Origin of the sequence: Rhodanobacter sp. B04 (assembly GCF_002001125.1) — a bacterium.
Lineage (GTDB): Bacteria > Pseudomonadota > Gammaproteobacteria > Xanthomonadales > Rhodanobacteraceae > Rhodanobacter.
The window spans coordinates 443,987-469,931 of record NZ_MUNV01000005.1 but is presented as its reverse complement, the minus strand read 5'-3'; the positions used below and the strand labels follow the sequence as shown (position 1 = coordinate 469,931).

Genomic DNA, 25,945 nt, shown 5'->3' with positions numbered 1-25,945 from the left:
TCAGCGTTGCAGCCAGACACGCATCATCGACGACAGCTTGTCGATGTCGATCGGTTTGGACAGGTAGTCGGTGGCGCCCATTTCCAGGCACTTCTCGCGGTCGCCGCGCATCGCCTTGGCGGTCAGCGCGATGATCGGAAGCTTGGCGAAGCGTGACTGCGCGCGGATCGCGCGGATCGTTTCGTAACCATCCATCGTCGGCATCATGATGTCCATCAGCACCAGTTCCGGTGCCTCGTCATCCGCCAGCGCCTTGAGCGCTTTCTGACCATCCTGCGCCATGTTCACCACCAAGCCCCAGCCGCGCAGCACCTTGGACAGCGCGAACAGATTGCGCATGTCGTCATCCACCAGCAGTACCCTGCGGCCGGTCAGTTCGGCTGCCAATGATGGCTTGCTGTTGCCGGCGCGGCGTGGCGCGTGCTGGATGCTGTGCAGGAACAGACTGACCTCGTCGAGCAGGCGATCCGGCGAGCGCGCGCCCTTGACCACGATCGAGTCGGTGTAATGGCGAAGCAGGAGATTCTCCTCGCTGCTCAGGTCACGGCCGGAGTACACCACGACCGGAGGTACGCCGCCGGGCTCCTTCGACAGCTGCTCAAGCAGCTCCAGCCCCGACATGCCGGGCAGGCCAAGATCGAGCACGATGCAGTCGTAGCGGGTATGCGCGGTTTTCTGCAGCGCTTCCTCGGCGCTGCCGGCCTCGTCGATCAGCACGTCCTCGGCATGCAGCATGCTGCGCACGGCGGTGCGCGAGTCGGCTTCATCGTCGACGATCAGCAGGTGCCGCTGATGGCCTGCGGAGAAATGCAGCAGGCGCTTGAACGCAGTATCGATCGCGGCGCGGCTGACCGGTTTGGTCAGGAAGCCGACCGCGCCGAGTTCGAGTCCGCGGGTGGCGTCGTCGGTCGCCGAAATGAAATGCACCGGAATGGCCCGCGTGGCAGCGTCGGCCTTGAGCTGGTTCATCACGGCCCAGCCGTCCATGGCCGGCAGCATCACATCCAGCAGGATGCCGGTGGGGCGATACTCGCGGGCCAGCTGCAGGCCTGCCTCGCCATCGGCGGCGGCCAGCGCGCGGTAACCCTTGCGATGGATCATGTCGGTCAGGATGCGCGCGAAGGCCGGATCGTCCTCGATCACCAGGATCGTGGTTTGGCCGGGCAGCAGGGAGTTGCGGTCGTCGTCGATGCTGTCCCGCAGCAGGTAGGACGACGATGGCCGTGCCAGTGGCTGCGGCCTGACCGGCGCCGCCCTTTCGGGCGTATCGCGCTGCTGCTCGGGCGGCGTTTCGGGCAGCAGCACGGTGAAGCTGCTGCCATGGCCGCTCTCGCTGTGCAGGGCAATGTCGCCGCCCAGCAGCATGGCCATCCGTCGTGAGATCGCCAGGCCCAGTCCGGTGCCGCCAAACTGGCGGCTGGTGCCTGCGTCCACCTGTTCGAACGCGTTGAAGATGCGTTGGAACTTGTCGGTTGGAATGCCGATGCCGGTGTCGCTGACCGTCAGTGCGAGCAGTGGCTGCCCGAGCAGCATCTCGGGGATCGTGACCTCGCTGCCGGGGCGGCCGATGCGCACGGCGACGCTGCCGTGCGCGGTGAATTTGAAGGCGTTGCTGAGCAGGTTGTTGGCGATCTGTTCGAGCTTGGCGCTGTCGGTGCGCAAGCCGGCAGGCAGGCCCGGTTCGATATCCAGCGTGAAGCCAAGGCCCTTTTCCTCGGCGACGTGGGTAAACGTGCGCTTCAGCCGTTGCTCCAGATCAGCCAGCGGCAGTTCGTCGATGACCAGTTCCATCTTGCCTGCCTCGATCTTGGACAGGTCGAGGATGTCGTTGATCAGGTGCAGCAGGCTGGTGCCGGCGTCGTGGATGATCTGTGCCGATTCGATCTGCTCCTCGTCGAGGTTGCCGCTGTCGTTGTCGGCCAGGCTGCGCGAAAGGATCAGCAGGCTGTTCAGCGGCGTGCGCAGTTCGTGCGACATGTTGGCGAGGAACTCGGACTTGTACTGGCTCGCCCGCGCCAGCTCGTCGGCCTTGTCCGCGGTCTCCTGCTGCAGTTCCTCCAGCACGTGTTTCTGCCGGTTGAGGCTCTCGGTTTTTTCGCGCAATTCCTCGTTGGAGGCCTGCAATTCCTCGGCCTGCAGGCGCAGTTCCTCCTCGGAGGCGACCAGCCGCTCGGACTGTTCCTCCAGCTCGGCCGTCTTGGCTTGCAGGGCTTCGTTGTTGTCGCGCAGCACCTCTTTCTGCTGCCGCATCACCAGTTCCGACACGCGCAGTTCATCGGCCTGCTCCTGTGTCTGCAGCAACAGGTCGTGTGTGCTGATGGCGCGGTTGAGGTTCTCCAGCGCCAGCCCGACGATCGGCAGCAGTTCTTCCAGCAACTGCAATTGTTGCGGCCTGAATACCGCAAAGCTGGCCAGTTCCAGGACGCCGATCAGCGTGTCGCGGTAGAGCACCGGCAGGATCGCGATGTGGCGCGGCAGCGCCTCGCCGCTGCCGGAGTCGATGTGCAGGTAATTCTCCGGCACGTCGTCGAGCATGATCGGCTTGCGCTCGATCGCGCACTGGCCCACCAGACCCTCGCCGGGCAGGTAGTGCTCGGCGGTGCGGTTGCTCAGGCGCAGGCCATAACTGCCCAGCAGGTCGAGCCGACGCCGCGCATCGTCGAACGAATAGAACAGGCCGACCCCGGCCCCGAACAGCGGCACCAGCTCGCTGGTCAGCCACTGCGCGAATTCCTTGTGGGTGGTGGCTTGCTGAAGCAAATGCGAAATACCCGAGACCTGGGTCTTGATCCAGGTTTGCAACTCGGTGTCGATCACCATGCGTTTGAATACCTGCAGGGCGCGGGCAATTTCGCCGATCTCGTCGCGGCGGTCGAGTTGATCGATCTCGAAATCATGATCGTGATTGGCCAGCCGGGCCATCAAGTCGGCCTTGCGCCGCAGTGGTCGCGTGATCAGGCGTGAAGTTAGGCCGATCACCGCGATGCCGAGCAGGATGCCGAACAGGGCGGCGATCGCATTGATGGTCTGGGTCTGGTTGAGCGTGCTGCTCAGCTCCCGGCTGCGCACGACCAGCAACTGGTTTTCCTCGCCGATCATCTGCTCGACGGCATCGTTCAGGTCCTCGATGCGAACCGTGCGGTGTTCCAGATAGTTCGACTGGATGCGCTGGAATTCCAGCGCCATCGCCACGGGGTCGGCAGTCTTCACGCGGGCCATCGCGTCGATCGCATTCACCGTGACTTCGCGCTGCCATTGCGCGGCCAGTGTCTCCAGGTTATCGATGCGCGATTGCTGCAGCGGGTTGTCCGCCATGAGCTTGCGCAACTGGGCAATGCGGTCGTGCAGGCCGCTTGCGCCGCTCTCGAACATCGCGCGCTGGTCCGCACGCTGGGTCAGCATGTAGCCGCGCGCGCCAAGCTGGCTGGTCTGCAGGGTATGCAGCACCTGGTCCAGTTCGAGCAGAACCTGGTAGGTGTGGACCGTCCAATAGCGATTGGTTTCCTGCCGGCGCAGCGAGTGCAGGGTCACCACGCTGGTCAGCAGGAACAGGCCGAGCAGCAACACGACCGCGTAGATGATCTTGCGCTGCAGCGGCTGGTCGGCCAGCCAGGAGAATTTCGATTGAGTCGGATGCATGGCGGGCCATCGCGGTTCGTGGGCGACCTGTCACACGATGGCTGGAACAGCCATCGTGCCATCGACAGGGTAGCCGGTGCGGCGATCGAACCAAAGATGCTGTTTTGCGGCGGGTCGGCCACGCTACCGCAATGAGGGGACTGTCAGCGCCGGTAAGGCACCGTCGAGCCGCGCCGCACCGCCGCAGCGAGCAAGGCGAGCGAGCACAGCGAGCACAGGCCCAGCGCGACGACCGAGGCCTCAGCGCCGAACGCGCCACCGCTCAGCCAGTCCGGTCCGGTGCGGGTGGAGACCAGCCAGCCGTCGACTTTCATGCCCGAGACCGGGATGCCGTAGACCGTACCCTGGCAGAAGTTCCAGGCCGCGTGCAGGCCCATGCAGGCCGGCAGTGAGCGGGTCAGGTGATACAGCAGGCCGAACAGCAGGCCGGCCTCGATCGCAATCGCCATCGAACTCCACCAGGTGGCGCCCGGATTGCTTGCGTGAGCGAAGCCGAAGAACAGCGCCGAGACCAGCAATGCCGCCCAGGTGCCCAGACCTTCCTCGACGATGCGAAACAGCACGCCACGGAACAGAATCTCCTCGCCGATGCCGGCGCCGATGCCGGCGACCAGCAGGGCCGGCAGCCAGTCGGCGTGCGCATTGAAGCCGGTGACGTGATAGCTGCCAAGCAGCCAGAGCACGCCCACTACCGTACTGAACAGCAAGCCGCCCGCCAGTAGGCCGCCGAGTGCGTCGGGCCAGCGCCGCAGTGCCAGTTCCGCCGGTCTGCGGCGCTCGACGATGCAGACCAGGAACACGTAGGTGACGATCGCCGGCAGCACGAAGACCGCAAGGTAGGCCAGTGCCGAGGTCATCGGCGTCTTGGCCATGCCTTGCGTGAGCACGTGCATGAGCGCCGAGGCCGACCGGTTCACCACGATGAATACCGCCATGAAGATCACGATGCGCGCCAGCGGCGAGCACACCAGCCAGCGCTTCCAGGCTGGCACCGTGGCCGGCGAGGCGTAGGCGAGCGACGGCGTCGAGTTCATGCGTGCAATTCCCCTGGGTGAAGTGCTGCAAAGCCTAGCGGGTGCGAAGTATCCCGTCTGCGTGACTTCCGCCACGCGAAGGCGCGTTACAGTTCCACCGATGCCGCGTGCTCGCGCGTGTTGGAGAAGCGCACCTGTGGCCAGCGCTCCTGCGCCAGCTGCAGGTTCACCCGCGTCGGCGCGATGTAGACCAGCTCGCCGGCGCCGTCGACCGCCAGGTTCATCGCGTTCTTCTCGCGGAACTCGGCCATCTTCTTCTCGTCGTCGCAATGCACCCAGCGCGCGGTGGTCACCGTCACCGGCTCGAAGCTGGCGTCGACGTTGTATTCGTCCTTGAGCCGGTACGCGACCACGTCGAACTGCAGCACGCCGACCGCGCCCAGGATCAGGTCGTTGCTCATCAATGGGCGGAAAAACTGGGTGGCACCTTCCTCGGACAGCTGCGCCAGGCCCTTCTGCAGCGCCTTCATCTTCAGCGGATCGCGCAGCCGGGCACGACGGAACAGTTCCGGCGCGAAGTTCGGGATGCCGGTGAAGTTGACCAGTTCGCCTTCGGTGAAGGTGTCGCCGATGGTGATGGTGCCGTGGTTGTGCAGGCCGATCACGTCGCCCGGGTAGGCGGTCTCGACGATCTCGCGGTCGCTGGCCATGAAGGTCAGCGCGTTGGCGATGCGCACTTCCTTGCCGGTGCGCGTCTGGAGCATCTTCATGCCGGCGTTGTAGGTGCCCGAGCACACGCGCATGAAGGCCACGCGGTCGCGGTGCGCCGGATCCATGTTCGCCTGGATCTTGAATACGAAGCCGCTGAGCTTGTCTTCCTCAGGCTGCACCTCGCGGGTGAGCGTGGCGCGAGGGCGCGGCGAGGGCGCATGCTCGACGAAGAAATCCAGCAGCAGCTGCACGCCGAAATTGTTCACCGCCGAGCCGAAGAACACCGGCGTCTGCCTGCCGGCGAGGTATTCGTCGATGTCGAACGAAGGCGCCGCGCCCTGCACCAGTTCCAGTTCATCGCGCAGCTCGCGCATCGCGTCGCTGCCGATCGCCGCTTCCAGCCCCGGCGCATCGAGACCCTTGAAGATGGTCGAATCCTGCCGGGTGAAGTTCTTGCCCGGCTCGAACACGTGCACCTCATCCAGCAGCAGGTGATAGACGCCCTTCAGCCGCTTGCCCATGCCGATCGGCCAGGTCAGCGGCGCGCAGGCGATGCCCAGCACGGATTCGACCTCATCCAGCAGTTCGATCGGCGAACGGCCCTCGCGATCGAGCTTGTTGATGAAGGTCATGATCGGCGTGTCGCGCAGCCGGCAGACTTCCATCAGCTTGATCGTGCGTTCCTCCACGCCCTTGGCGCAGTCGATCACCATCAGCGCCGAATCCACCGCCGTGAGTACGCGGTAGGTGTCCTCGGAGAAGTCCGCATGTCCCGGTGTGTCGAGCAGGTTGACGATCTTGCCCTCGTACGGAAACTGCATCACCGAGGAGGTCACCGAGATGCCGCGCTCCTTCTCCAGCGCCATCCAGTCGGACGTCGCATGCCGCGCCGCCTTGCGCCCTTTCACCGAGCCGGCCATCTGGATCGCGCCGCCGAACAGCAGCAGCTTTTCCGTCAACGTGGTCTTGCCAGCGTCGGGATGGCTGACGATGGCGAAGGTGCGGCGGCGGCGGGTTTCTTGCAGTTGGGTGGACATGGGTCACGGTTGGCTTGAGCACTAACCGTCAATTGTAGCTTGGATCCGGTGATGGCCTGAGAGCGCTTGCGTCACCAATACCCACCGCCAGCACTGGGCGTTCGCCGCCTGAGCCAGGCGCCTTCTCGGTAATTGGCTGCTGTTCCGGCTCGCCGATCTCGTGACCAAGGCCGACAATGGGCTCGCCAAATCGAGCTGAGCACCTGACATCGCAGTGTTTCGTGCCTATCCGTACAGCGTGAAAGCGGACACTTCTTTCATACGCCGATACGTTCGGGCGTATATCAGGTGGCAGCTTCTGACCGTCCAACAGACATGGTGGACGCCTTTCAAAAAGGTGGGTTTCGTCAGGCTCTGCGGGCATCATGGGCGGACTGTTCTCCCGCCGCGGCTGCGCTCATGTCATCACGTTCCACCATGGCTCCGGTCGCGCTTGCGGTAGGCATGCTGTTGATCAGCATGGTCTCGTACCAATGCGGCGCGTCGCTGGCCAAGCACCTGTTTCCGCTGGTCGGAGCGCAGGGCGCTACCGCCTACCGGCTGGGGCTCAGCGCGTTGATCCTGCTGCTGTGGCGGCGGCCGTGGCGGCGCTCCGGCGGCCGGCGCGACTGGCGGGCGCTATGGGGCTATGGCCTCTCGATGGGCGCGATGAACCTGGTGTTCTACATGTCGCTGCGCACGATCCCGCTGGGCATCGCGGTGGCGCTGGAATTCACCGGGCCGCTGGCGCTGGCGCTGTTCGGCTCGCGCCGGCTGATCGACTTCGTCTGGATCGCACTGGTGGTGGCCGGGCTGGCCCTGTTGCTGCCGCTGCGCGGGCAGGTGCAGGCGCTCGATCCGGTGGGCGTGATCTACGCGCTGGGCGCCGGCGTGGGCTGGGCGTTGTACATCGTGCTGGGAAAGAAGGCGGGCGCGGCCTACGGCGCGGACGCGGTGACGCTGGGCACCTCGATCGGTGCGCTGCTGGCGATCCCGTTCGGTGTCGCGTACGCCGGCAGCGCACTGCTGTCGCCGGCGCTGTTGCCGTATGCGCTGGGCGTGGCGGTGCTCAGCTCGGCGTTGCCGTATTCGCTGGAGATGGTCGCGCTGACCAGGTTGCCGGCACGCACGTTCAGCACCTTGTTGAGCCTGGAGCCGGCCATTGCGGCGATGGCCGGCGTGGCGCTGCTGGGCGAACGGCTGAGCCTGCTGCAGTGGCTGGCGATCGGGACGATCATCGTGGCGGCGGCCGGCACCGCGTTGAGCGTGCATCGGCCTGTGCTGACCGAACCACTGGTCAACTGAGCGCCGCCGACAAGGCGCCGCCGCATCCACTTTCTCCAAAGCAGCTTTGCAAAAAAAGAACCCGGGGATCGCTCCCCGGGTTCCTTAATCGCTGCGCTGACTTCCAGGTCGGCGCCCTGCATGAAGCGAAGCCTTACCTGGCCTCCTTCTCCATCAGCTTCTCGACCATGCTGGCCGGCACTTCCTCGTAATGATCGAAGATCATGGTGAAGTTGCCGCGGCCGCTGGTGGCGGAGCGCAGGAAGTTGATGTAGCCGAACATTTCGGCCAGCGGCACGAAGCCCTGCACGAAGGCATTGGCACCCTTCTGGCCCTGTTCGGTGATCGAGCCGCGACGACGGTTCATGTCGCCGATCACGTCGCCCAGATAGGTCGCCTCGGTGACCACTTCCAGCTTCATCACCGGCTCGAGCAGCTTCGGCTTGGACATCTTCTGCGCCTCGCGGAAGCAGGCGCGGGTGGCGATTTCGAAGGCGAGCGCCGAGGAGTCCACGTCGTGGAACTTGCCGTCGACGAGGCGTGCCTTGAAGTCCAGCACCTGGTAGCCGGCGACCTGGCCCTGGCGGGATTCCTTCGCGATGGCCTGCTCCACCGCCGGGATGTACTCGCGCGGCACGCGACCGCCGACCACTTCGTCGGAGAACACCACGCCGGTGCCCGGCTCGCCCGGTTCGAAGATGATCTTCACTTCGGCGAACTGACCCGTGCCGCCGGTCTGCTTCTTGTGCGTATAGGTATGCTCGACGGTCTGGCCGAAGGCCTCGCGGAAGCTGACCTTGGGCTTGCCCATGTTGGCTTCCACGCCGAGCTCGGTGCGCATGCGGTCGATGGTGATTTCCAGGTGCAGTTCGCCCATGCCCTTGAGCACGGTCTGGCCGGTTTCCTGATCCACTTCCATGCGCAGCGACGGATCGGCCTTGACCATCTTGTAGAGCGCGGTGGACATCTTGTCGACGTCGTTGCGGCTCTTCGGCTCGACCGACACGCTGATGACGGGATCCGGGAAGCGCATGCGCTCGAGCAGGGCCGGGTGCGCCGGGTCGCTCAGCGAGTCGCCGGTCTCGGTGTCCTTCATCGAGACGAAGGCGCAGATGTCGCCGGCGCGAACCTCGTCGATTTCCTTGGTGGCGTTGGCCTGCACTTCCACGATGCGACCCACGCGCTCCTTCTTGCCGCGGGTGACGTTCTGCAGCGTGTCGCCCTTCTTGATCACGCCCGAATAGATGCGGCAGAAGGTCAGCGTGCCGAACTGGTCGTTGATCACCTTGAACGCCAGCGCGCGCGCCGGCGCGTCGTCGGTCACTTCCTGCTCGCCGATGACGTTGCCGTCCTCGTCGACCATCGCGATGCCGCCGTTCTCGCCCGGGTAGGGCATGTAGTCGACCACGGCGTCGAGCAGCTGCTGCACGCCCTTGTTCTTGTACGACGAACCGCAGAACACCGGCACCAGCTTGCCGGTGACGCAGCCCTTGCGGATGCATTCCTTCAGCTTCGCCGGGTCGTGTTCGCCGGTCTCGATCAGGTGCTCGAAGGCTGCGTCATCCATCGCCAGCGCGTGCTCGATCATCTCCTCGCGCAGCTTCGGCAGCTGGGCGACCCAGTCGTTGTCGACGGTGGAGCCGAACTTCAGGCGGTTCTTCGCCTCCTCGAAGGAGACGGTTTCCCACTTGCTGTCCTTGTCGTCGGAGTGCCAGATGTAGGCCACGTTGGCGACCAGGTCGGCCATGCCGCAGAACTCGTCGCTGCTGCCCAGCGGAACCTGGCACAGCAGGGCCGGCGCGTTCAGGCGCTCGCGGATACCCTTCACGCAATGCGCGAAGCTGGCGCCGATGCGGTCCATCTTGTTGATGTAGCACACGCGCGGCACGTTGTACTGGTCGGCCAGGCGCCAGTTGGTTTCGGTCTGCGGTTCCACGCCGGCCACGCCGTCGAACACCACCACGGCGCCGTCGAGCACGCGCAGCGAACGGTTCACCTCGATGGTGAAGTCGACGTGTCCCGGGGTGTCGATCACGTTGATCTGGTGGCCCTTCCATTCGGCCGAGACGGCAGCCGACTGGATCGTGATGCCGCGCTTGCGCTCCTGCTCCATGTAGTCGGTGGTGGTCGAGCCCTTGCCGTCCTTGGTGTCGTGCACGTCGATGATCTGGTGCTTCTTGCCGGTGTAATAGAGCACGCGTTCGGTGGTGGTGGTCTTGCCGGCGTCGATGTGCGCAATGATGCCGATGTTGCGGTAAAGCGAGAGAGGTTTCTGGCGGGCCACGGTCTGGATTCCAAAAAGAGGCGTAGGACAAGCGTGAAGAGGCCAGCTCAGATGCTGTCCTCCGGGATGTTTTTCAATATGCCTGCGGGCTGGGCTGGATTTGCGCCGCCCCCGCGGGCAGGGTGCAAGTGCTTGGGACGCGGCACGATACCCGATAGACGGCGAGCTTGCTCGGATCGGTTCAGCCAGCGGGCGACGACGGGATGCGGATGAGGCGCTGCATGACGGTCATGCCGAGGCCTATTTTCCGCTGGGGCGGCTCAACAGGTCTTCGTAAAACGCGCCGAACGGCTTGTCCGGATGGGCGATCTGAATCTCCAGGATCCACAGTCCGCTCGATGGCGCTGCTTCCAGATCGCCAAGATCGCCGGCCTTGTGCACCGAATGCGGAAAATCGCCGACCCGGTGTCCCTTGATTTCGTGGTTGAGCCGCCAGCCCATCGCCTGCGCGCGTTCACCGGCAAACGCGTACAGCGCCTGGCCGCTCAACTCCTGCACACGCCATACCTCGGCCACTTCATGGAACAACCTGCGTGCGGCATCGGCGCAAGCCTGCCGCTCGGGTGCATGGCCCACCACGAAGGTCTCGCCCACGTCGCCCTCGTGGCCGTCGAATACCAGCCCGAGGTCGATGAAGTAGCTGTCGTTCTCGCCCAGCCGCACGCTGGGGTCGGAGCGCTGCCGATAGGTCTTGGTGGTGTTCGCGCCGATGCGGATCAATACCGGATGCCACAGCCGTTCGAAGCCAAGCTCGCGAAATACCTCGGCCGCCCCGGTTTTCGCCTCGTCCTCGCTGATGCCCGGATGCATGCGTTCGCGGATGCGGTGCAGCGCAGCCCAGGATTTTTCGCGGGCGTGCTGCATCAAGGCGGGATCGAAGCGTTGTCCGACAGTTTCGCCAGAGGGTGTCGCCATCGGTATCTGCCTGCTCAGGCCAGATGGACGAGTGCCAGCCCAATGGCTGCCGGCAACGCCTGTATCCAAAGGATCTTCCTGCTCGCCGTGAGGCCGCCGAAGATGCCGGCGACCAGCACGCAGCCGAGAAAGAACACCTTCACGCCGAAACCGGCGCTGCCCAGGCAGAGGCCCCAGATGAGTCCGGCGGCGAGGAAGCCGTTGTAGAGGCCCTGGTTGGCGGCGAGCGCCTTCGACTGTTCGGCGAATTCGGCGGTGAGCCCGAATGCGCGGCGGCCGGACGGCCGGGTCCACAGGAACATCTCCAGGATCAGGAACCAAACGTGCAGCAGGGCGATCAGGGCGATCACGACATGGGCGGCAATGGACATGACGCAGGTTCCCTTGGAAAGGCGGGTGGCGACGCCCGGTGCTCGGCGTCTTGCAGCGAAGTGTCGCAGCCGTTTCGATGCACCGCAAACGTGCGGGGCCGGGCTTGTGGCTCGCTCAGCCGTGCACTGCGGGCACGGGCGTCAGCACGGGAACAGCAGCGGCGACAATCGCCGGCTGGCCCAGCCGCCGCAGCCAGCGGTAATGCGAGGCGATACCGGCAGCGAACGTGCGGTGTTCGAGGTAGGTCACGCCGAATTCGCGGCAGGTCTCTTCCACCACGCGGGCGACCGCCGCATAGTGCACGTGGGAGATGCGTGGAAACAGGTGGTGCTCCACCTGGAAATTCAAGCCGCCGATCAGCCAGCTGAGTACGCGATTGCCGCGCGCGAAATCCACCGTGGTCTGCAGCTGGTGGATCGCCCATGGCGTGTCCATGTGCTGACCGCCTTCATCGGGCTCGGGAAACGCCGCCTGTTCCACCACATGCGCCATCTGGAACACCAGCGCCAGCAGGATGCCGGCGACGGCGGCGGTCACCGTGTAGAACAGCAGCACGGCACCGATCGAATGGAAGACCAGTGGCAGCCCGAAGGCGAGGGTGAAGAACGCCAGTTTGCCGGCCACGAACACGACCAGGTCCCAGCCGCGTGGCCGCGCGAACGGACGCTCGCCGACCGTGCCGGTGATCATGTCGCGGAAGTCGCCGTACAGATGCCAGCGGATCGCGGTGACGCCGTACAGCACCCACAGGTAGAAATGCTGCCAGCGATGCCACGGGCGCCGGGGTTGCCGTGGCGACAGGCGTCCCAGCACGCCGAGGTCGATGTCGCTGTCATGGCCGGCGACGTTGACCCAGGTATGGTGAAAGCGCGCGTGCTTCCACTGCCAGATGTACGAACTGCCGCCGACCATGTCCAGCGTCATCGCCATCAGCCGGTTGATCCAGCGACGCTCCGAATACGCCTGATGGCCGCCGTCATGCATGATGTTGAAACCGATCCCGGCCGTCGCCACGCCAAGCACGATGCTCAGCCACAGGGCCTGCCATCCGCTGGTCGCGAAGAACACCAGCGCCGCATAAGTGAGTGCGAACAAGGCCAGGATGATCGCCGTCTTCAGGTACATCTGCGCACTGTCGCGCTGGCGGCGACCGCTGCGCTTGAACTCGGCATCGACACGCCGGCGCAGTTCGCGGTGGAAGGAGTTGTCACCGCTGAACTTCAATCGCTCCCCGATGGCATGGTGTGGCGGAGGAGGAGCAGCGTTGTCCCTGCGATGAGGTGAATCGAGGGACATGGGCCTGCCTTCTGAAGGATGTGGGCTACATCATGACAGGTGTGACGTAACGCGGACGTTGATGGCCGTTCCAGCAAATTCGCGGCCTGCCCGGGGTACTCCGTGCGCGGCGCCCGTCAGCTGACGATGTCGTAACAATGGCGGCGATAAGCAGAATACTCATGCGGACGCCTTGAACGTCACCACCAGCACGTCGCGATGGGCTGCCAGTGTGGGGTCGAGCGGCGTCACCGCAGTGACGCCGTGGCAGACACGGGCATCGTCGACCAGCGCGGCGTCCAGTGCATGGGTGAGCGTGAAGCTGCCCAACAGGGTGCCATCGTGGGCGTGGATGGTGGTGGTGCCGCTCTCGATGTTGGCGCGGTCGATCAGCAGCACCAGCACGTAGTCGACGCCGTCGCGATGCACGCCCTCCGGGGTCGGCTCGCCGGCTTCGTCGGCGCGTGCCTCGATGCGGAACTGATGCACCTCGATATGCCAGTGGCGGGTAGCCGGCGCAAGGGCGCCGAACAACTCCCGGCAGTAGGCAAGGATGCGGCGCAGGCTGGCGCCTTCGGCGACCGCCGGTCGCACCGGCTCGAACCAGCGCTGGATATCGCCCTGCAGCGCGTTGTAGGTCAGGCTCTGGTAATGCGGCTGGTGCGGCTCGCGGCGGATCTCGCCGCTCGCGTCGGCGGAGAACACGGCATGCCGCCGGCGCCGGTGCCGCCCGCGTGCGGCCAGATAGGTGTCAGGACCCAGCTCGTTCCAGCTGGCCACGAACGCAGGCCAGTCGCCCAGTGCCTGCATCTGCAGCAGGTCGCGCATCTGGGCGGCGGTGAGAAAGGCAAAGCCGTCGCGTTGCAGCCGGGTGTGCAGCATCGCCGTATCGGGGTGTTCGGTCATGCGGATACGTTAACAGGACGCGGATGAAGCGATGCCGACCTGGCTGCCGTTGCCGCCAGGGACAGTCGAACAAATTTTGCCCGTCATGCCAGCGAAGGCTGGAAAGCTCCACAACAACGAAGCTGGTCAATCCAGCGCTTTTGTCTTTCGTGCCTTGCAGCATCGCGGGGTTCAAGCTCTTGTCCCCTGTCCGGAGTTCGCTGGGATGACGAATTATTCAGGTCACCCGCAGGGAATTCCCTTGTGGGGCAAGCGTGGCGGCGCCGGTGCCAGTCCAGGGTGGGGCTTCATCTTCGTCGCCGCTTCGCCGGAGGTGTTCCTGGTTGCCGGTTGGCCAGCGTGATCGGCTTGCGGCAATGGTGTGGTTGAGCGACATGCTTATGCTTCGCGTAGGCTGAAGAGCGTTATGACTAATAAACATATATGCGTTTAGATGTTTAGACGTCTATTGACACGAGCAGGACATGCGTCCAATATCGCCACACTCATCGAGACCGGCTGAGGGACAGGCCCTTTGAAGCCGGGGCAACCTGCGGAGCGTTTCCGCCACGGTGCCAACTCCTGCGGAGGTGCTTCGGCACCGACCGGTAGATGGGCGTCATCCGTAGCGCAGCTATCCGCTGCCGATCCCGGAGTGGCGACCTTTCCGGTACTGCGCAGGGCGATGCCTACCGGAGAGCGAGATGACCTTCCTGCCCGAAACCCGCTATGTCGAGACCAGTCACGCCGCGTTTGTCGAGGGCCTGGAGCCGCGACACGCGCGCCCGCAGCTGACCGCCCAGCGCAGCACGCGTCGGTTGCAGCTCACCCCCAAATACGGCAGCGGTCCGCGCGAGGTCGAGGTGCGCTACCTGTGGTGCGGCGCGCCGGATGCACCCACGCTGATCGTGCAGGGCGGCATCTCGGCCAGCCGCGATATCACCGCACTGGACGGCGACAGTGCTCCGGGCTGGTGGCAGGCGCTGGTGGGCACCGGTGCGGCAATCGATCTGGAGCGCTGGCGTGTGCTGGCGATCGACTGGCTGACCCCGGCCGAGCTGGGCGTCGACTCGGTATCCAGCGAGGATCAGGCCGACGCGCTGGCGGCGCTGCTGCAGGCGCTGGCGATCCCGCAGGCGCATGCCTTCGTCGGTTCCTCGTATGGCGCGATGGTGGCGCTGGCCTTCGCTGCACGCCATCCGCGTTGCGTCGATCGGCTGCTGTTGCTGGCCGGCGCGCACCGGCCGCATCCGCTGGCCACCGCGCAGCGCAGCGTGCAGCGCGGCATCATGCGGCTCGGCCAGTCGACCGGTCGGGTCGACGAGGCGCTGGCTTTGGCACGCCAGCTGGCAATCACCACTTACCGCGGCAGCGGCGAATTCGGCCGGCGCTTTGCCGGTGGCCCGGAATGGCGTGACGAGCGCTTCCATTTCCCGGTCGAGGACTATCTGGAGCATCAGGGACGCCGCTTCGTCGAGCGCTTCGATGCAGATCGTTTCCTTGCGCTATCCGAGTCGATCGACCTGCATGACGTGGCGCCGGAGCAGATCCCGACGCCCGCCACGCTGATCGGCTTCCCGTCCGACCGGCTGGTGCCGCTGGCCGACCTGTGCGAGCTGCAGCGCCGCCTGCATGGCCCGGCCACGCTGGAAGTGGTCGAGTCGCCGTACGGCCACGATGCCTTCCTCAAGGAACCCGAGCAGCTCGCGCCGCTGTTGCGCGAAGCGCTCGCCTGACTTCATCTGATAACTGACAAGAACTGGAGATCCACCCATGAGCGAGTCCGCCCCCTGTACCCGCGCCGTGCGCGCCGGCATCGAAAGCGACACCCAGCACGGCGCGGTGGTGCCGCCGCTGCATCTGTCGAGCAACTACAGTTTCGCGGGCCTCGGCGGCAAGCGTGCCTACGATTATTCGCGCAGCGGCAATCCCACCCGTGATCTGCTCGGCAACGCGCTGGCGGAACTGGAGCAGGGCGCCGGCGCAGTGGTGACGTCCAGCGGGATGTCGGCGGTGGCGCTGGCGCTGGAACTGGTACCGGCGGGATCGAAAGTCCTCGCGGCGCATGATTGTTACGGTGGTACGTGGCGCTTGCTGGATGCGTGGGCGAAGAAGGGGCGCTTCAGCGTCGATTTCGTCGACCTGACCGACAGCGTGTCGCTCGCCGCCGGCCTGGCGCAGAAACCGGCGCTGGTCTGGGTGGAGACGCCGTCCAATCCCTTGCTGCGGATCACCGACATCCGCCACGTGGCGCAGGCCGCGCATGCGGTCGGTGCGCTGGTAGTGGTCGACAACACCTTCCTGTCGCCGGCCCTGCAGCAGCCGTTGCTGCTCGGCGCTGATGTGGTGGTGCACTCCACCACCAAGTACATCAACGGCCACAGCGACGTGGTCGGCGGCGCGGTGGTGGCGCGTGAGCCGGCCGTGTTCGAGCAGCTGAAGTGGTGGGCCAATTGCAACGGTCTCACCGGCGCGCCGTTCGACAGCTATCTGACCTTGCGCGGTCTGCGTACCCTGTCGGTACGCCTGCGTCAGCATCAGGAGAACGCCGAACGCATTGCCGTGCAGCTGGATGCCCACCCCGCCGTACGCAAGGTGTATTACCCCGGTCTTGCCAGTCACGCTGGGCATGCCCTGGCCGCGCGCCAGCAGCAGGGCTTCGGCGCCATGCTCAGTTTCGAGCTGGAAGGCGATGTGACCCAGATCGAAGCGTTCGTCGATGGCTTGCAGTATTTCTCGCTGGCCGAATCGCTGGGCGGCGTGGAGAGCCTGATCGCGCATCCGGCCTCGATGACGCACTCGTCGATGGCGGTGGAGGCGCGTCACGCCGCCGGTATCGCCGACAGCCTGTTGCGGGTGTCCGTGGGCATCGAGGATGGCGACGACCTGCTGCGTGATCTCGATGCGGCGCTGCTGCGTGCCGTCGCCGTGGATAAATCCAAACGCCGGGTGATCGCATGAGCGCGGTACTGGTGGAAGCGGCTGCTGCGGTTGACCGGAAGCTGCCGCGCGCCACCCTTGCAACTGGAACCGCGCCCACGATTGCCATCGTGCTGCTGGGTACCGGCGTGGTCGGTGGCGCGTTGTTGAAGCTGCTCAATACGTCGGCTGCGGTCAGCGTACGGCTGGTCGGTGCGGCCAACTCGCGTCGCCAGCAGACCGATCCGGTCCATCTGGCCCATCGCAGCCTGCGCGAGCAGCTGAACAGTCAGGGCGATACGCGTGACAACGCCCACCTGCTCAAGGTGCTGGATGCCAGCGGTGCGGCGGTGAAGGTGATCGTCGACGCCACCGCCAGCGTGTCCCTGGCCTCACGCCACGCTGAATGGCTGGCGCGTGGTTGTCACGTGGTCACCGCGAACAAGGCGCTGGCGGGCGGCGAACTGCCCGGCTGGCGTGCGCTGCAGGCGGCGGTCGCGAATGGCGGTTGTTATGGCGATTCGGCCACTGTTGGAGCCGGCCTGCCGGTGCTGTCCACGCTACGCCGTTTGCGCACTTGCGGTGACAGCCTGCTCACGCTGGAAGGTGTGTTCTCCGGTTCGCTGTCGTGGCTGTTCAACCAGTACGACGGCAGCCAGCCATTCTCTGCCTTGCTGCGCGAGGCGCGTCGACTGGGCTACACCGAGCCCGATCCGCGCTCGGATCTTTCTGGCGAGGACGTGGCGCGCAAGCTGCTGATCATCGCCCGCAATGCCGGTTTCTCGCTCGGCACCGACGAGGTGGATGTACAGGGTCTGGTACCCGAGCCGTTGCGTGCGCTGGATACCGAGTCCTTTCTCGCACGGCTGGAGGAACTGGACGAGCCGCTGGCGAAGCTGCATGCCGACGCGAAGTCACGCGGTTGCGTGCTGCGCTTCCTCGCCCGCCTGAACCAGCGCGGCCGCGCCCGTGTCGGTCTGGTCGAAGTGCCGCTGACTCATCCGGCTGCGCGCCTGTACGGCACCGACAACCAGTTCGCCCTTACTACTACCCGCTACAACACCCAGCCGCTGGTGATCCAGGGGCCGGGCGCGGGGCCGGAAGTGACCGCACAGGCGTTGTTGGGAGATGTACTGGCGCTGGCCTGATGCTGCTTGGTCAGCGCACTCATTCGCTGTCGCTGAATCCCATGGATGCATGTGTGCCGTCGCAGAACGGCTTGTTCTGCGACTCGCCGCAGCGGCACAGGGTCATGCGGTTGCGCACCTCGTATTCGAAGCCGTCGGCACCGATCAATTGCACGCCGCCACGCAACCAGATCGGTCCGGAACAGTTCTGCGCAGGATCCTCGATCAGGCCGATCGATGGTTCAAGCGCGGGCTCGATCGGTTTGCCGGTCGCATTGTCCCAGGCCACCAGTCGCCCCGACGGACAGGCACAAGTCTGGCTGACGAAATGCTTGGCGGCGGAGGGATCGTCGGTCTGGTTGACCAGATTCCATACCTGGCCATGCGGATCGCAAAAGCGTGCGAACGCGCACAGGCCCTCGACATCGGTCAGCGACATGGTCGGACCGCGGATGACCTGAGCCTGTTCGAGATATGGCTGGCGACTCGCGGTTTCGCTGCCGTCAAAATCGACCTTCGCATGCGTGCCGTCGCAGAACGGTTTGTTCGCGCTATGGCCGCAGCGACACAGTGCGTATTGCTCCTCCGCAGCATACTGCTGCCCCTTTTCCCACTTTGTCGACTCGGCATCCTCGTTCGTGCCGATAGTCTCCTTGTGCAGAGGCAGGCCGCCCGAAACGAGATAGGGGCCGTTCTTCGAAATCTTGACTCGCGCACCGACTGGCTTCTGCGGATTCATCTGACGTCCCTCGGTTGAGCAACGTGAAGGCCACGATCCAAGTGTTTACTTTACAACTAAGGATGGTCTGAATAAGTCTTTGCCCGTCATTCCAGCGAACCCCGAACAGGGGGCAAGAGCTGGAATCCAGCGTCTTCAGTGTCTTGCAACGGCACTGGGTCCCAGCTTTCGCTGGGATGACGAGTTATTCGGGCTATCCCCACTGCTGCTGCTGTCAGGCGCGGATGTAGTCGGATGGGAGCATTCGAAACAAAAAACGCGCGGCGATGAGCCACGCGTTCTTGTTTGGTCAAATGATCGAAGCTCAGTGCCCGGTGATGCGCTCTGCTGTCGCCTCATCCGGTGGCACCAACGGCGAGGCCGGATCACTTTGCGCTTCCAGTTGCGCCGCTTCCACCGACGGCGTCCGCCAGCCGGACTTCACACCCCACAGATAGAACACCAGGCCGATCACCGCGACCACCGCGAGATCCACGCCGTAGGACAGATAGCCCTGGCCGCCGAAGGTGGTGCTGCCGGCCCATGAGACGAAGGCCAGTGTCGGCAGGTAGAACACCAGCCACCACGCACCTTTCATCTGACGCGCGAAGTCGTGCCAACCGCTCTTGGCCTGGTAGTACAGGTACACCGGTAATGCCACCACCATCAGCAGGATGATCTCGCCGGTCAGCGGCCACTTTGCCCAGTACAGCAGCTCGGTCGACATGATGAAGGCGATGCCGGCGAGCACTGGCAGGCCTTTCAGGCGCAGCGGGCGGTGCAGTTCCGGCGCGGTGCGACGCAGCGTCATCACGCTGATCGGACCGGTGAGGTAGGAAATGATCGTGGCTACCGAGATCACCGCCGCCAGCGTGCCCCAGCCGCGGAAGAAGAACAGGAACAGGAACGACACCACCAGGTTCAGCCACATTGCCGGGCGTGGCACGCCCGACTTCGGGTCCACCAGGCCGAGGATCTTCGGCAGCGTGCCGTTGCGCTCCATGCCGTAGATCATCCGCGCAGTGGTGGCGGTGTAGGTCATGCCGGTGCCGCTGGGGCTGATGAATGCATCGAGGAACAGCAGGTTAGCCAGCCAGAACAGGCCGAGAATCTTCGCCAGGTCCGCAAACGGCGAGCTGAAATCGAGGCCGTGCCAGCCGGCCTTGGCCAGCAGATCCGGCGGCACCGCGCCGATGTAGGCGACCTGCAGGATCACGTAGACGACGGTGGCGATCCCGATCGAGCCGACGATCGCGAACGGGATGCTCCTGCCCGGATTGCGTGCTTCGCCGGCGAGATTCACCGGACTCTGGAAACCGTTGAAGCTGAACACGATGCCGGCGGTAGCCACGGCAGTGAGGATGGCCGCGAAGTCCGTCACATGCGCGCCACCGTGGATGCCGACCGAGAAATTTTCAGGATGAAAGCCGCTGGCGATCAGCAGCAGGCCGGTCGCTGCCGGCACCACCAGCTTGAACACGGTGATCGCGGTATTCGAGTGAGCAAACAGCTTCACGCTCCAGAAGTTCATCAGGAAATAGACGATCACCAGCACCGCAGCGATAGCCAGGCCGATATGGCTCAGCTCTCCTTGTCCGCCCGGCACATGCGCGTACAGGTCCTTCGCCCATTGCCACTTCCAGCCGGACATGTACTGCACCGAGGCCTCGGCCTCCACCGAGATCACCGACACGATAGCGATCCAGTTCGCCCACGCGCCGATGAAGCCGACCAGCGAGCCATGCGAGTAATGGCTGTAGCGCACCATGCCGCCGGACTCGGGAAACATCGCGCCCAGTTCGGCATAGGTCAGCGCAATCGTCATGATGATCGCAGCACCCAGCACCCACGCCCATACCGCGCCGGGCCCGGCCAGGCCTGCCGCCTTCCATGCGCCGAACAGCCAGCCGGAGCCGATGATCGAGCCCAGGCCGGTAAGCATCAGGGCGAACGGGCCGACGTCGCGGCGGAGAGGGCTGGATGAGGACATGGAAGCTCCTGCGCGGGCGTTGATGCGCTGAAAGAGTCTGATGGTTGCAGAGTGCCCGCCGCCTGTCACCCGTCACAGGTCATCTGGGTGACGCGGACTTGCTGCTTGGCGAGTTCGGGCTGCCTGAAACGCGTCTTCTGCATTCACCGGAGTGACTTCAGGGGAGCCTCGAAACCGGTTTTTGCTCGTCATCCCGGCTTTCGCAGGAATGACGATGGTTTTCGGCATGCTCTTCAGGGAACCCTGAAACATTCCCGTGGCAACATTCCGCTTTCGCCGGGATGACATCCAATACGGTTCACGCATGGTTCCCTGAAATCGCATCCGCAGCAGATGGCGTGTACCTACTCGGTAATCATCTTCAGGTTGTCCTGGAACAGGTCGCTGTCGCGATCGCTGGTCAGGTCATACAGGTTGTAGCGCTTGTCCAGGCGTGCGCCGCCATCGCGCAGCAGGGGTTCCCACAGGATATTGGCGCTGCGCACGTGCGAGCCCGGCAGGATCAGATCGAACGGAATCGACACGTAGATGCCCTTGTCGAAACTGCCTTCGCCGAACTGCGCGGCCGACACGTTGGTGAAGGTGGCATAGGCGCCGATCTGCACACCGTTGCTGAACTTGCGCGAGATATCGATGGTGGTGCCCCAGTCGCCTGCCAGGTAACGGCCGGCACTGAGCTTGAGCGTGACGTCCTTGTAGCCCAGGTCGAAATAGCCGGTCACCTGGCCGGTGACGACGTGATAGTCGCGGAACGTGAAACCCTGATCGAAGCCGCGCTGCTTGACCCAGTTGACGTCGGCGCCGATGGCCCAGCGCTCGCCCATCGGACGGTAAAGCACTTCGCCGCCGGCACCGCCGAACATGCTCTCCAGCATGCCCGCATAGGCCATGCCGTAGAGATCGGTGTCCAGGCGCTGGGTCGTGGTCAGCTGGAACACCGGCATGGTGATGGTCGAACTGGTGAGGTACTCGCGGATATAGGTACGCACGCGTGGCAGCTCGCTCGGCGCGTCGTAGGTGAACTTGTCGTAGTTGTTGAGCAGGTTCGCGCTGACGTCGCCGCTCCACCACAGGTTCGGGGTGAAGTGGTAGTCGGCGTCGTAGTCGGCAGACACTTGGTACAGGATGAACGCGTTCGGGCCACCCAGGGACTGGCTGTAGTTGAGCGCCAGGCCGCCATCGAATTTCTTCGGCGTGGCCTGGTACAGCACTTCCTCGTGCTGCGGCAAGGGCGTGTCCTGTTCGACGCTGCGGCGGAACGATTGCAGGTCGATGTTGTAGTCGAGCAGGTCATCGAAGCGCTGCCGATGCACGCTGGTGGCGACCATCGGCATGCCTGCCTGGGTGTCCACCACGGTGAACCAGTCGATGTCCGGTCCGAGCTGGTTGTCCAGCACGCGGGCCGTGCGCCCCACGCCCTTGGCGGGATAGAAGTAACGCTTCTGCTCGCCCGTGACCACGATTTCGCTGTCGCGGCGGGTGATCTTGGACACCTCGATGCCGGCGTTGCTGCGCAGATCCTTGCTGACCGTCGCCCAATCCACCTGTTCCGGCGACTGCGTGGGCGGGGTCTGCGCGCGCACGGGCGGCGGTGGATCGAGCAGCTTGGCCGGCCCGGTGTCCTGGGCCAGGTTGGTGTGCAAGGTGAAGCCGAACATCGCGGTGGTGCCACGCTCGAAGGCCAGACTCACGTCGATGTTTCGATTGAGCCTGTAAACCGCACCGACGTTGACGGGCGTGCGTTGCTGCTGGTTGTCGTCGTGAGGTTCGTGCTTGTAATTGTTGCCCTCGTATTCCAGCTTCAGGATCAGCGGTTGCCATGGTGTCTGGTAGCTGATGCCGCCGAAGAGGGCGGTGGGACCGCGGAAGTAACGGTTGCCGCTGATCTCGCCGCCGCTGCCCAAGGTGCCGGTGGGGCGGACACTGAATTTGTCGCTGATGATATCGAACGGATTGCCGATATCGCCGCGGGCGCCCATGTAACCCCAGGCCAGACCCAGGCTCGCATCGACCGGCCCGAAGCGCTTGTTGGCGACGAAATATTCGCTGGAGAACAGGCCGGTACCGCCCAGATCGCGAATGCCGACCGCGAACGCCGGCAGGTAGCGACTTTCCTGCCACAGCCGCACCTTGGCGTCGATCGACTTGTCTTTGAGGCTCTGAGTACCACTCAGCGATTCAGGCCCATAGGGGATATTGGAGATGTCCACATAGCGGAAAACTCCCTCCAGCCATGGCAGCGGCTGCAGAGTGAAGTTGTAGCGGGTATACGGCGAGGTGCGGTCGGCGGTGAACGCCACCTCGCCTTCATCAGCCATCCGCGCGGTCGGGGTTTGCCATAGCCCGGCACCACCCCAGTCGCTCTGCGTAGGTGCGTTTTGCGCATGTACAGAACAAGCCATCAACCAGCCGGCCAGCGGTAGCAGGCAAGTGCAGCGACGACGGATAAGTTGGAGCCTGGTGTTCAAACCCACGGGTTCCTGTAGTGGTTTCTCAAGAGAGCGTCAGAAAGCCGTGGTGAACGCCATCCGCAAACAGGTGAAGGACAAGATCCCAAATCAGCACGCTGCGGCTTCAGCTCCTCCCCCTGCTTGCAGGGGGAGGTAGGGAGGGGGTGAAGCTCTTGCCAGAAATCCATCATTCCACCCCCGGCCCCGGCAACAACTGTGTCGCCAGAAACGCAGCCAGGTCGTCGTTCAATGACGGGTCAACCGGCTTGATCGCGTGAGTACTCAGCGGCACGTAGATCAAGGCGCCCGGCGCCAGCATCTTCGGCACGGTCCGGTTCCACAGGGCGACATCCTCTACGAACATACGGCCATCCGGTTCGATCACATAGATCGTGTCCCGATCGGCCTGGTCGGCCATTGGGCATGACGCCAGATAGAGACGGGCATCCTGCAGCGGCACCAATGGCAGGGAACACGCCTGTCGCACGGCACCGACCACGCGGATGGTGTCCGGGCGCAACGGGTAATACAGGCGATCGCCGTCGGCAAGCGGATGGTTCTCCGGCGCATCCACCTCCACCGCGCGCGGATCGAGCAAGGCCGGCTGCCTCCCGGTGACCGGCATCGGCTTGATCCAGTCCAGCAGGTTGCCGGCGAGCGTGGCCAGCTCCGGCTTGTCCTTGCTGATGGCGCGCTGCTGCAGGCTGGTCAAGTCAAACAATATGCCTGCCTTCAATCGCTGCTGCGATTCCCGCAGGCTCGGGCGAAGCCATGCTGCTCCAAGCATGTAGGCCGTTGGAAGCGGCCGGGCGGCGAGTGCGGCATCGCTGAGGCGGGCGTGATCCTTCAGCATGGCCGTTCTCTCCGTGGTCACGGCGCCGCCCACTTGCACCTGCATGGCTGCAGCAAATCCCGCTGTCGACGTCGCCAGCAAGGCCAGCGCATACGCGCAACGCAGCGCGCGCCTCATCCCTGCTTCTCCCGGTACGGGTGCAGTTGCAGCAGTTGCAGGATCAGACCTGGAGCCACCTGCTGCTCGCTCTTCCAGATGAAGCCATCCTGGGGATCGACCCAGTAGTGATTGATGGTGCGGTCATGCGCAGCCGGCGCATTGATCCGCTCATCCACGCGCAATACCTGATGGGTGGTGCCGAGAATGCTGATCTGTTCAGTGCCGGCCGGTATCAGTCTGGCATCAACATGCACGCCATAGCGGTAGCCGGGCGACCAGTCCTGCGTGTAGCTGTAATCCACCGGTGCGGTGAGCGTCTGCAGTCCACGCGCGAAGGGATCATTGGCAGGCAGCTGCAGTCCATCCAGGTTCTGATGCAGGCCGGCAGTCTGCACGATCCGACCATGCTCAAGGAACACCACGACCTGATGGGTGCCGTACCACGCCTGGCGCTGACCATCCAGGTTGCCGAGAATCAGGACCGCACTACCGTCAGGACTGGTCGCCTGCATCTGGTAATACGGTTTGGCAGCTACCTCGGCGGCGGTAGGTTCGACGTGGGGGTGACGCTGCACTGCCAGCTTCATGGTGTCGACCGACGAGCGCGACAAGTCCGTGCAACCATGCAAGCTCAGTAGCAGCAAAGAACCTGCAAGCAAGGAACGAGGCCAGCATCGCGTTGGCGTCGCGTACCTCGCAGCTGAGCATGCTTTCGACGTCGTTGTGCATGCAGTGTTCGTCAGCTGATCCGGTTGCAAGCCTGGGTCCTCATGTTCTTATCTGGCACAGTATTGAACTGTTTAAAAGGGCATTGTCTACGCGATTGCCAAAACTTGTGGAAGCGATTTCCATCGCGACAGCCTCGAAATTCGACGAGATGCACAAGCATTGCGACTCAAGTCAAACCCCACAGGCGTTTTCACGCTCCAACGAGGATCAATGGCCCAGTTCGTAATTTGCACTGGCCGCGCTGCTGATCAGGCCTGATACCGGTAACAACTGGCTCAGTAGGCGATTCCAGCGAGTAACGCCAGCAGGGCCAACGAATACAACATCACCTGGTTTCACCTTGAACTGGCTGGCCAAGGCAAATGCTACTGGCGATCGCGCATCGAGCTGGAACACTTTGGCTGGCGCTTGTTCGAGATCTTCCACACCACGGATCACATAAACCGCCTTGCCCTTGGATGTAGTCTCGTTGAGACCACCAGCACGGCCCAGCGCTTGGTTCAGCGTAAGATCGGAAGTCTTGAAGCGGATGGCCAAGGGATGATTCACCTCACCCACGACATAGGCTTCTTGGCGATCGTTGTAAGGCAGAAATAGACGATCACCCGGCTTCAGATAAATATCTCTCGCCACATTTCTATCGCTGTTCAGCGCATCTAAATCCAAGTGGTAATCATGTCCATCCCTGCTCAGTACCAAGCCAGACAGATTAGCTTGCTCGGTGTTGATGGTGGCTATGCCTAACGCCAGCGTCAGCGTCAGCGGTACCGCTGTGATCGGTTGAGGGTCGGTTTTCATGAAGGCACCCTGCAACAGCACGCGTTGGCTTCCATAACCGACAACACTGACATCAACCTGTGGCTTCGCAACGTAGGTGGCGAGCTTTTTGGTTATTGCTTCGCGCAGTTCCTCGATCGTCATGCCGGCAACCCTCAAGGGGCCGCCAATATATGGATAAAACAGCGTGCCATCCGAGCGCACGAGACGGCCATTGGCAATGGTTGCCTGCTGTGGGCCAGCTGGCGAGGTCAGCTCCGGATGATCCCAGACGGTGATGTAGAGGCTGTCGCCTGGACCAATACGATAGGGCTCAGGCTGGTACGTCAGCAGCGCATCTGGAATGGCAATTGCTTGTGCCGAAGCGCGGTTCATCGCCAGCAACTTCGGGGTGATCGGTATCAGCTCCACATGGCTATTGTCGGCAGAATCACCACGGACAAGACTGCTGGTAGACATGTGCTGTCCCGGCGCCCACATGCAGCCATGCAGAAGTGCCGTGAGGGCAATAAGGGTCAAGGAGGATAATTTTTTCACGATCAGGTGTGGCTCATCGATGTTCAGGAAGGCGAACGGCAGGCACAAAAAACGTGCCGAATGGGTCGGCACGTTTTTGACACCGTAAGGCGGAGACTTAATGAGTCCCGGTAGTGCCGCTGGTATGCCCGTTGCGGTGCGCGCCGACGGCGATAAGGGCAACAGCGGCAACAACAATGCCGACACCTACAACAGTAGCAGCGGTGACGCCGCCGGAAGACGCCGAGCTGGCGGCAGCTGCGCCAGCAACTGCCGGCTGCGATGATTGGTTCTGGTCATTGGGCTGAGGTGCGGCGGCGGCCTGTGCAAATCCCGAGACCATCATGCTGGAAGCAAGAAGGGTGGCAAGCATCTTCTTCATAAAATAGCTCCTTGTGACCAGGGTCCAGAG

Annotated in this window: 20 protein-coding genes and 1 riboswitch; of the genes, 5 read left to right on the top strand and 15 right to left on the bottom strand. The window is 63.9% G+C overall.

Annotation, left to right across the window (positions count from 1 at the left end; genetic code table 11):
* From B0E46_RS02025 to B0E46_RS02015, 3 genes are all read right to left on the bottom strand, one after another.
* Complete coding sequence (locus B0E46_RS02025; RefSeq protein WP_077554006.1) at nucleotides 1–3,639, bottom strand: response regulator; 3,639 nt, start codon at nucleotides 3,637–3,639, stop codon at nucleotides 1–3.
* A 143-nt stretch (nucleotides 3,640–3,782) separates the two neighbouring features.
* The gene (locus tag B0E46_RS02020) at nucleotides 3,783–4,673 is read right to left on the bottom strand and encodes a CPBP family intramembrane glutamic endopeptidase (RefSeq protein ID WP_077554005.1); all 891 of its coding nucleotides are present in this window, start codon (nucleotides 4,671–4,673) and stop codon (nucleotides 3,783–3,785) included.
* Between the two features lie 86 nt (nucleotides 4,674–4,759).
* On the bottom strand, nucleotides 4,760–6,361 hold the full coding sequence (locus tag B0E46_RS02015; RefSeq protein ID WP_077554004.1) for a peptide chain release factor 3: 1,602 nt from the start codon (nucleotides 6,359–6,361) through the stop codon (nucleotides 4,760–4,762).
* Nucleotides 6,362–6,760: 399 nt separating this feature from the next.
* On the opposite strand from B0E46_RS02015, the gene rhtA reads away from it, so the two are divergent.
* Nucleotides 6,761–7,645: a threonine/homoserine exporter RhtA gene (rhtA, locus tag B0E46_RS02010; protein WP_077554003.1), complete on the top strand. Its 885-nt coding sequence runs from the start codon at nucleotides 6,761–6,763 to the stop codon at nucleotides 7,643–7,645.
* A gap of 133 nt (nucleotides 7,646–7,778) precedes the next feature.
* On the opposite strand, the gene fusA is transcribed toward rhtA, so the two are convergent.
* From fusA to B0E46_RS01985, 5 genes are all read right to left on the bottom strand, one after another.
* The gene (fusA, locus tag B0E46_RS02005) at nucleotides 7,779–9,908 is read right to left on the bottom strand and encodes an elongation factor G (protein WP_077554002.1); all 2,130 of its coding nucleotides are present in this window, start codon (nucleotides 9,906–9,908) and stop codon (nucleotides 7,779–7,781) included.
* 240 nt (nucleotides 9,909–10,148) lie between these two features.
* The gene (locus tag B0E46_RS02000; RefSeq protein ID WP_077554001.1) at nucleotides 10,149–10,823 is read right to left on the bottom strand and encodes a M24 family metallopeptidase; all 675 of its coding nucleotides are present in this window, start codon (nucleotides 10,821–10,823) and stop codon (nucleotides 10,149–10,151) included.
* Between the two features lie 14 nt (nucleotides 10,824–10,837).
* Nucleotides 10,838–11,194, bottom strand: a complete 357-nt coding sequence (locus B0E46_RS01995; RefSeq protein ID WP_077554000.1) for a DUF1304 domain-containing protein — start codon at nucleotides 11,192–11,194, stop codon at nucleotides 10,838–10,840.
* A 115-nt stretch (nucleotides 11,195–11,309) separates the two neighbouring features.
* Nucleotides 11,310–12,419, bottom strand: coding sequence for an acyl-CoA desaturase (locus B0E46_RS01990; RefSeq protein ID WP_254425006.1), 1,110 nt, complete (start codon nucleotides 12,417–12,419; stop codon nucleotides 11,310–11,312).
* A gap of 231 nt (nucleotides 12,420–12,650) precedes the next feature.
* The gene (locus B0E46_RS01985) at nucleotides 12,651–13,376 is read right to left on the bottom strand and encodes a 2OG-Fe dioxygenase family protein (RefSeq protein ID WP_077553998.1); all 726 of its coding nucleotides are present in this window, start codon (nucleotides 13,374–13,376) and stop codon (nucleotides 12,651–12,653) included.
* Between the two features lie 205 nt (nucleotides 13,377–13,581).
* Here B0E46_RS01985 and B0E46_RS17605 point away from each other — a divergent pair, with 205 nt between their 5' ends.
* The 4 genes from B0E46_RS17605 to B0E46_RS01970 all read left to right on the top strand — a co-directional run bounded on the left by B0E46_RS17605 (nucleotide 13,582) and on the right by B0E46_RS01970 (nucleotide 17,422).
* A complete protein-coding gene (locus B0E46_RS17605) occupies nucleotides 13,582–13,719 on the top strand; it encodes a hypothetical protein (protein WP_168171112.1) in 138 nt (45 codons plus the stop codon).
* Nucleotides 13,720–13,858: 139 nt separating this feature from the next.
* Nucleotides 13,859–13,974: riboswitch (SAM riboswitch) on the top strand.
* Nucleotides 13,975–14,059: 85 nt separating this feature from the next.
* On the top strand, nucleotides 14,060–15,091 hold the full coding sequence (locus tag B0E46_RS01980; RefSeq protein ID WP_077553997.1) for a homoserine O-succinyltransferase: 1,032 nt from the start codon (nucleotides 14,060–14,062) through the stop codon (nucleotides 15,089–15,091).
* A 37-nt stretch (nucleotides 15,092–15,128) separates the two neighbouring features.
* Nucleotides 15,129–16,316, top strand: coding sequence for a cystathionine gamma-synthase (metB, locus tag B0E46_RS01975; RefSeq protein ID WP_077553996.1), 1,188 nt, complete (start codon nucleotides 15,129–15,131; stop codon nucleotides 16,314–16,316).
* The gene (locus B0E46_RS01970; protein ID WP_077445864.1) at nucleotides 16,313–17,422 is read left to right on the top strand and encodes a homoserine dehydrogenase; all 1,110 of its coding nucleotides are present in this window, start codon (nucleotides 16,313–16,315) and stop codon (nucleotides 17,420–17,422) included. Before metB ends, B0E46_RS01970 begins: the two co-directional genes overlap by 4 nt.
* 19 nt (nucleotides 17,423–17,441) lie before the next feature.
* Here B0E46_RS01970 and B0E46_RS01965 read toward each other — a convergent pair whose 3' ends face one another.
* The 7 genes from B0E46_RS01965 to B0E46_RS01935 all read right to left on the bottom strand — a co-directional run bounded on the left by B0E46_RS01965 (nucleotide 17,442) and on the right by B0E46_RS01935 (nucleotide 25,915).
* Entirely contained in the window at nucleotides 17,442–18,140 is a 699-nt protein-coding gene (locus B0E46_RS01965; protein ID WP_077553995.1) for a CDGSH iron-sulfur domain-containing protein, read from the bottom strand.
* A gap of 304 nt (nucleotides 18,141–18,444) precedes the next feature.
* Entirely contained in the window at nucleotides 18,445–20,109 is a 1,665-nt protein-coding gene (locus tag B0E46_RS01960) for an APC family permease (protein ID WP_077553994.1), read from the bottom strand.
* A gap of 344 nt (nucleotides 20,110–20,453) precedes the next feature.
* On the bottom strand, nucleotides 20,454–22,511 hold the full coding sequence (locus tag B0E46_RS01955; protein ID WP_077553993.1) for a YjbH domain-containing protein: 2,058 nt from the start codon (nucleotides 22,509–22,511) through the stop codon (nucleotides 20,454–20,456).
* Between the two features lie 235 nt (nucleotides 22,512–22,746).
* Nucleotides 22,747–23,529, bottom strand: coding sequence for a capsule biosynthesis GfcC family protein (locus B0E46_RS01950; RefSeq protein WP_077553992.1), 783 nt, complete (start codon nucleotides 23,527–23,529; stop codon nucleotides 22,747–22,749).
* Nucleotides 23,526–24,122 (bottom strand): YjbF family lipoprotein, encoded by a 597-nt coding sequence (locus tag B0E46_RS01945; protein WP_254425004.1) that lies wholly within the window; start codon nucleotides 24,120–24,122, stop codon nucleotides 23,526–23,528. The genes B0E46_RS01950 and B0E46_RS01945 overlap by 4 nt, the downstream gene beginning before the upstream one ends.
* A gap of 325 nt (nucleotides 24,123–24,447) precedes the next feature.
* Nucleotides 24,448–25,476, bottom strand: coding sequence for a polysaccharide biosynthesis/export family protein (locus tag B0E46_RS01940; protein WP_077445875.1), 1,029 nt, complete (start codon nucleotides 25,474–25,476; stop codon nucleotides 24,448–24,450).
* Between the two features lie 175 nt (nucleotides 25,477–25,651).
* On the bottom strand, nucleotides 25,652–25,915 hold the full coding sequence (locus B0E46_RS01935) for a hypothetical protein (protein WP_077554166.1): 264 nt from the start codon (nucleotides 25,913–25,915) through the stop codon (nucleotides 25,652–25,654).
* Between the last annotated feature and the right edge of the window lie 30 nt (nucleotides 25,916–25,945).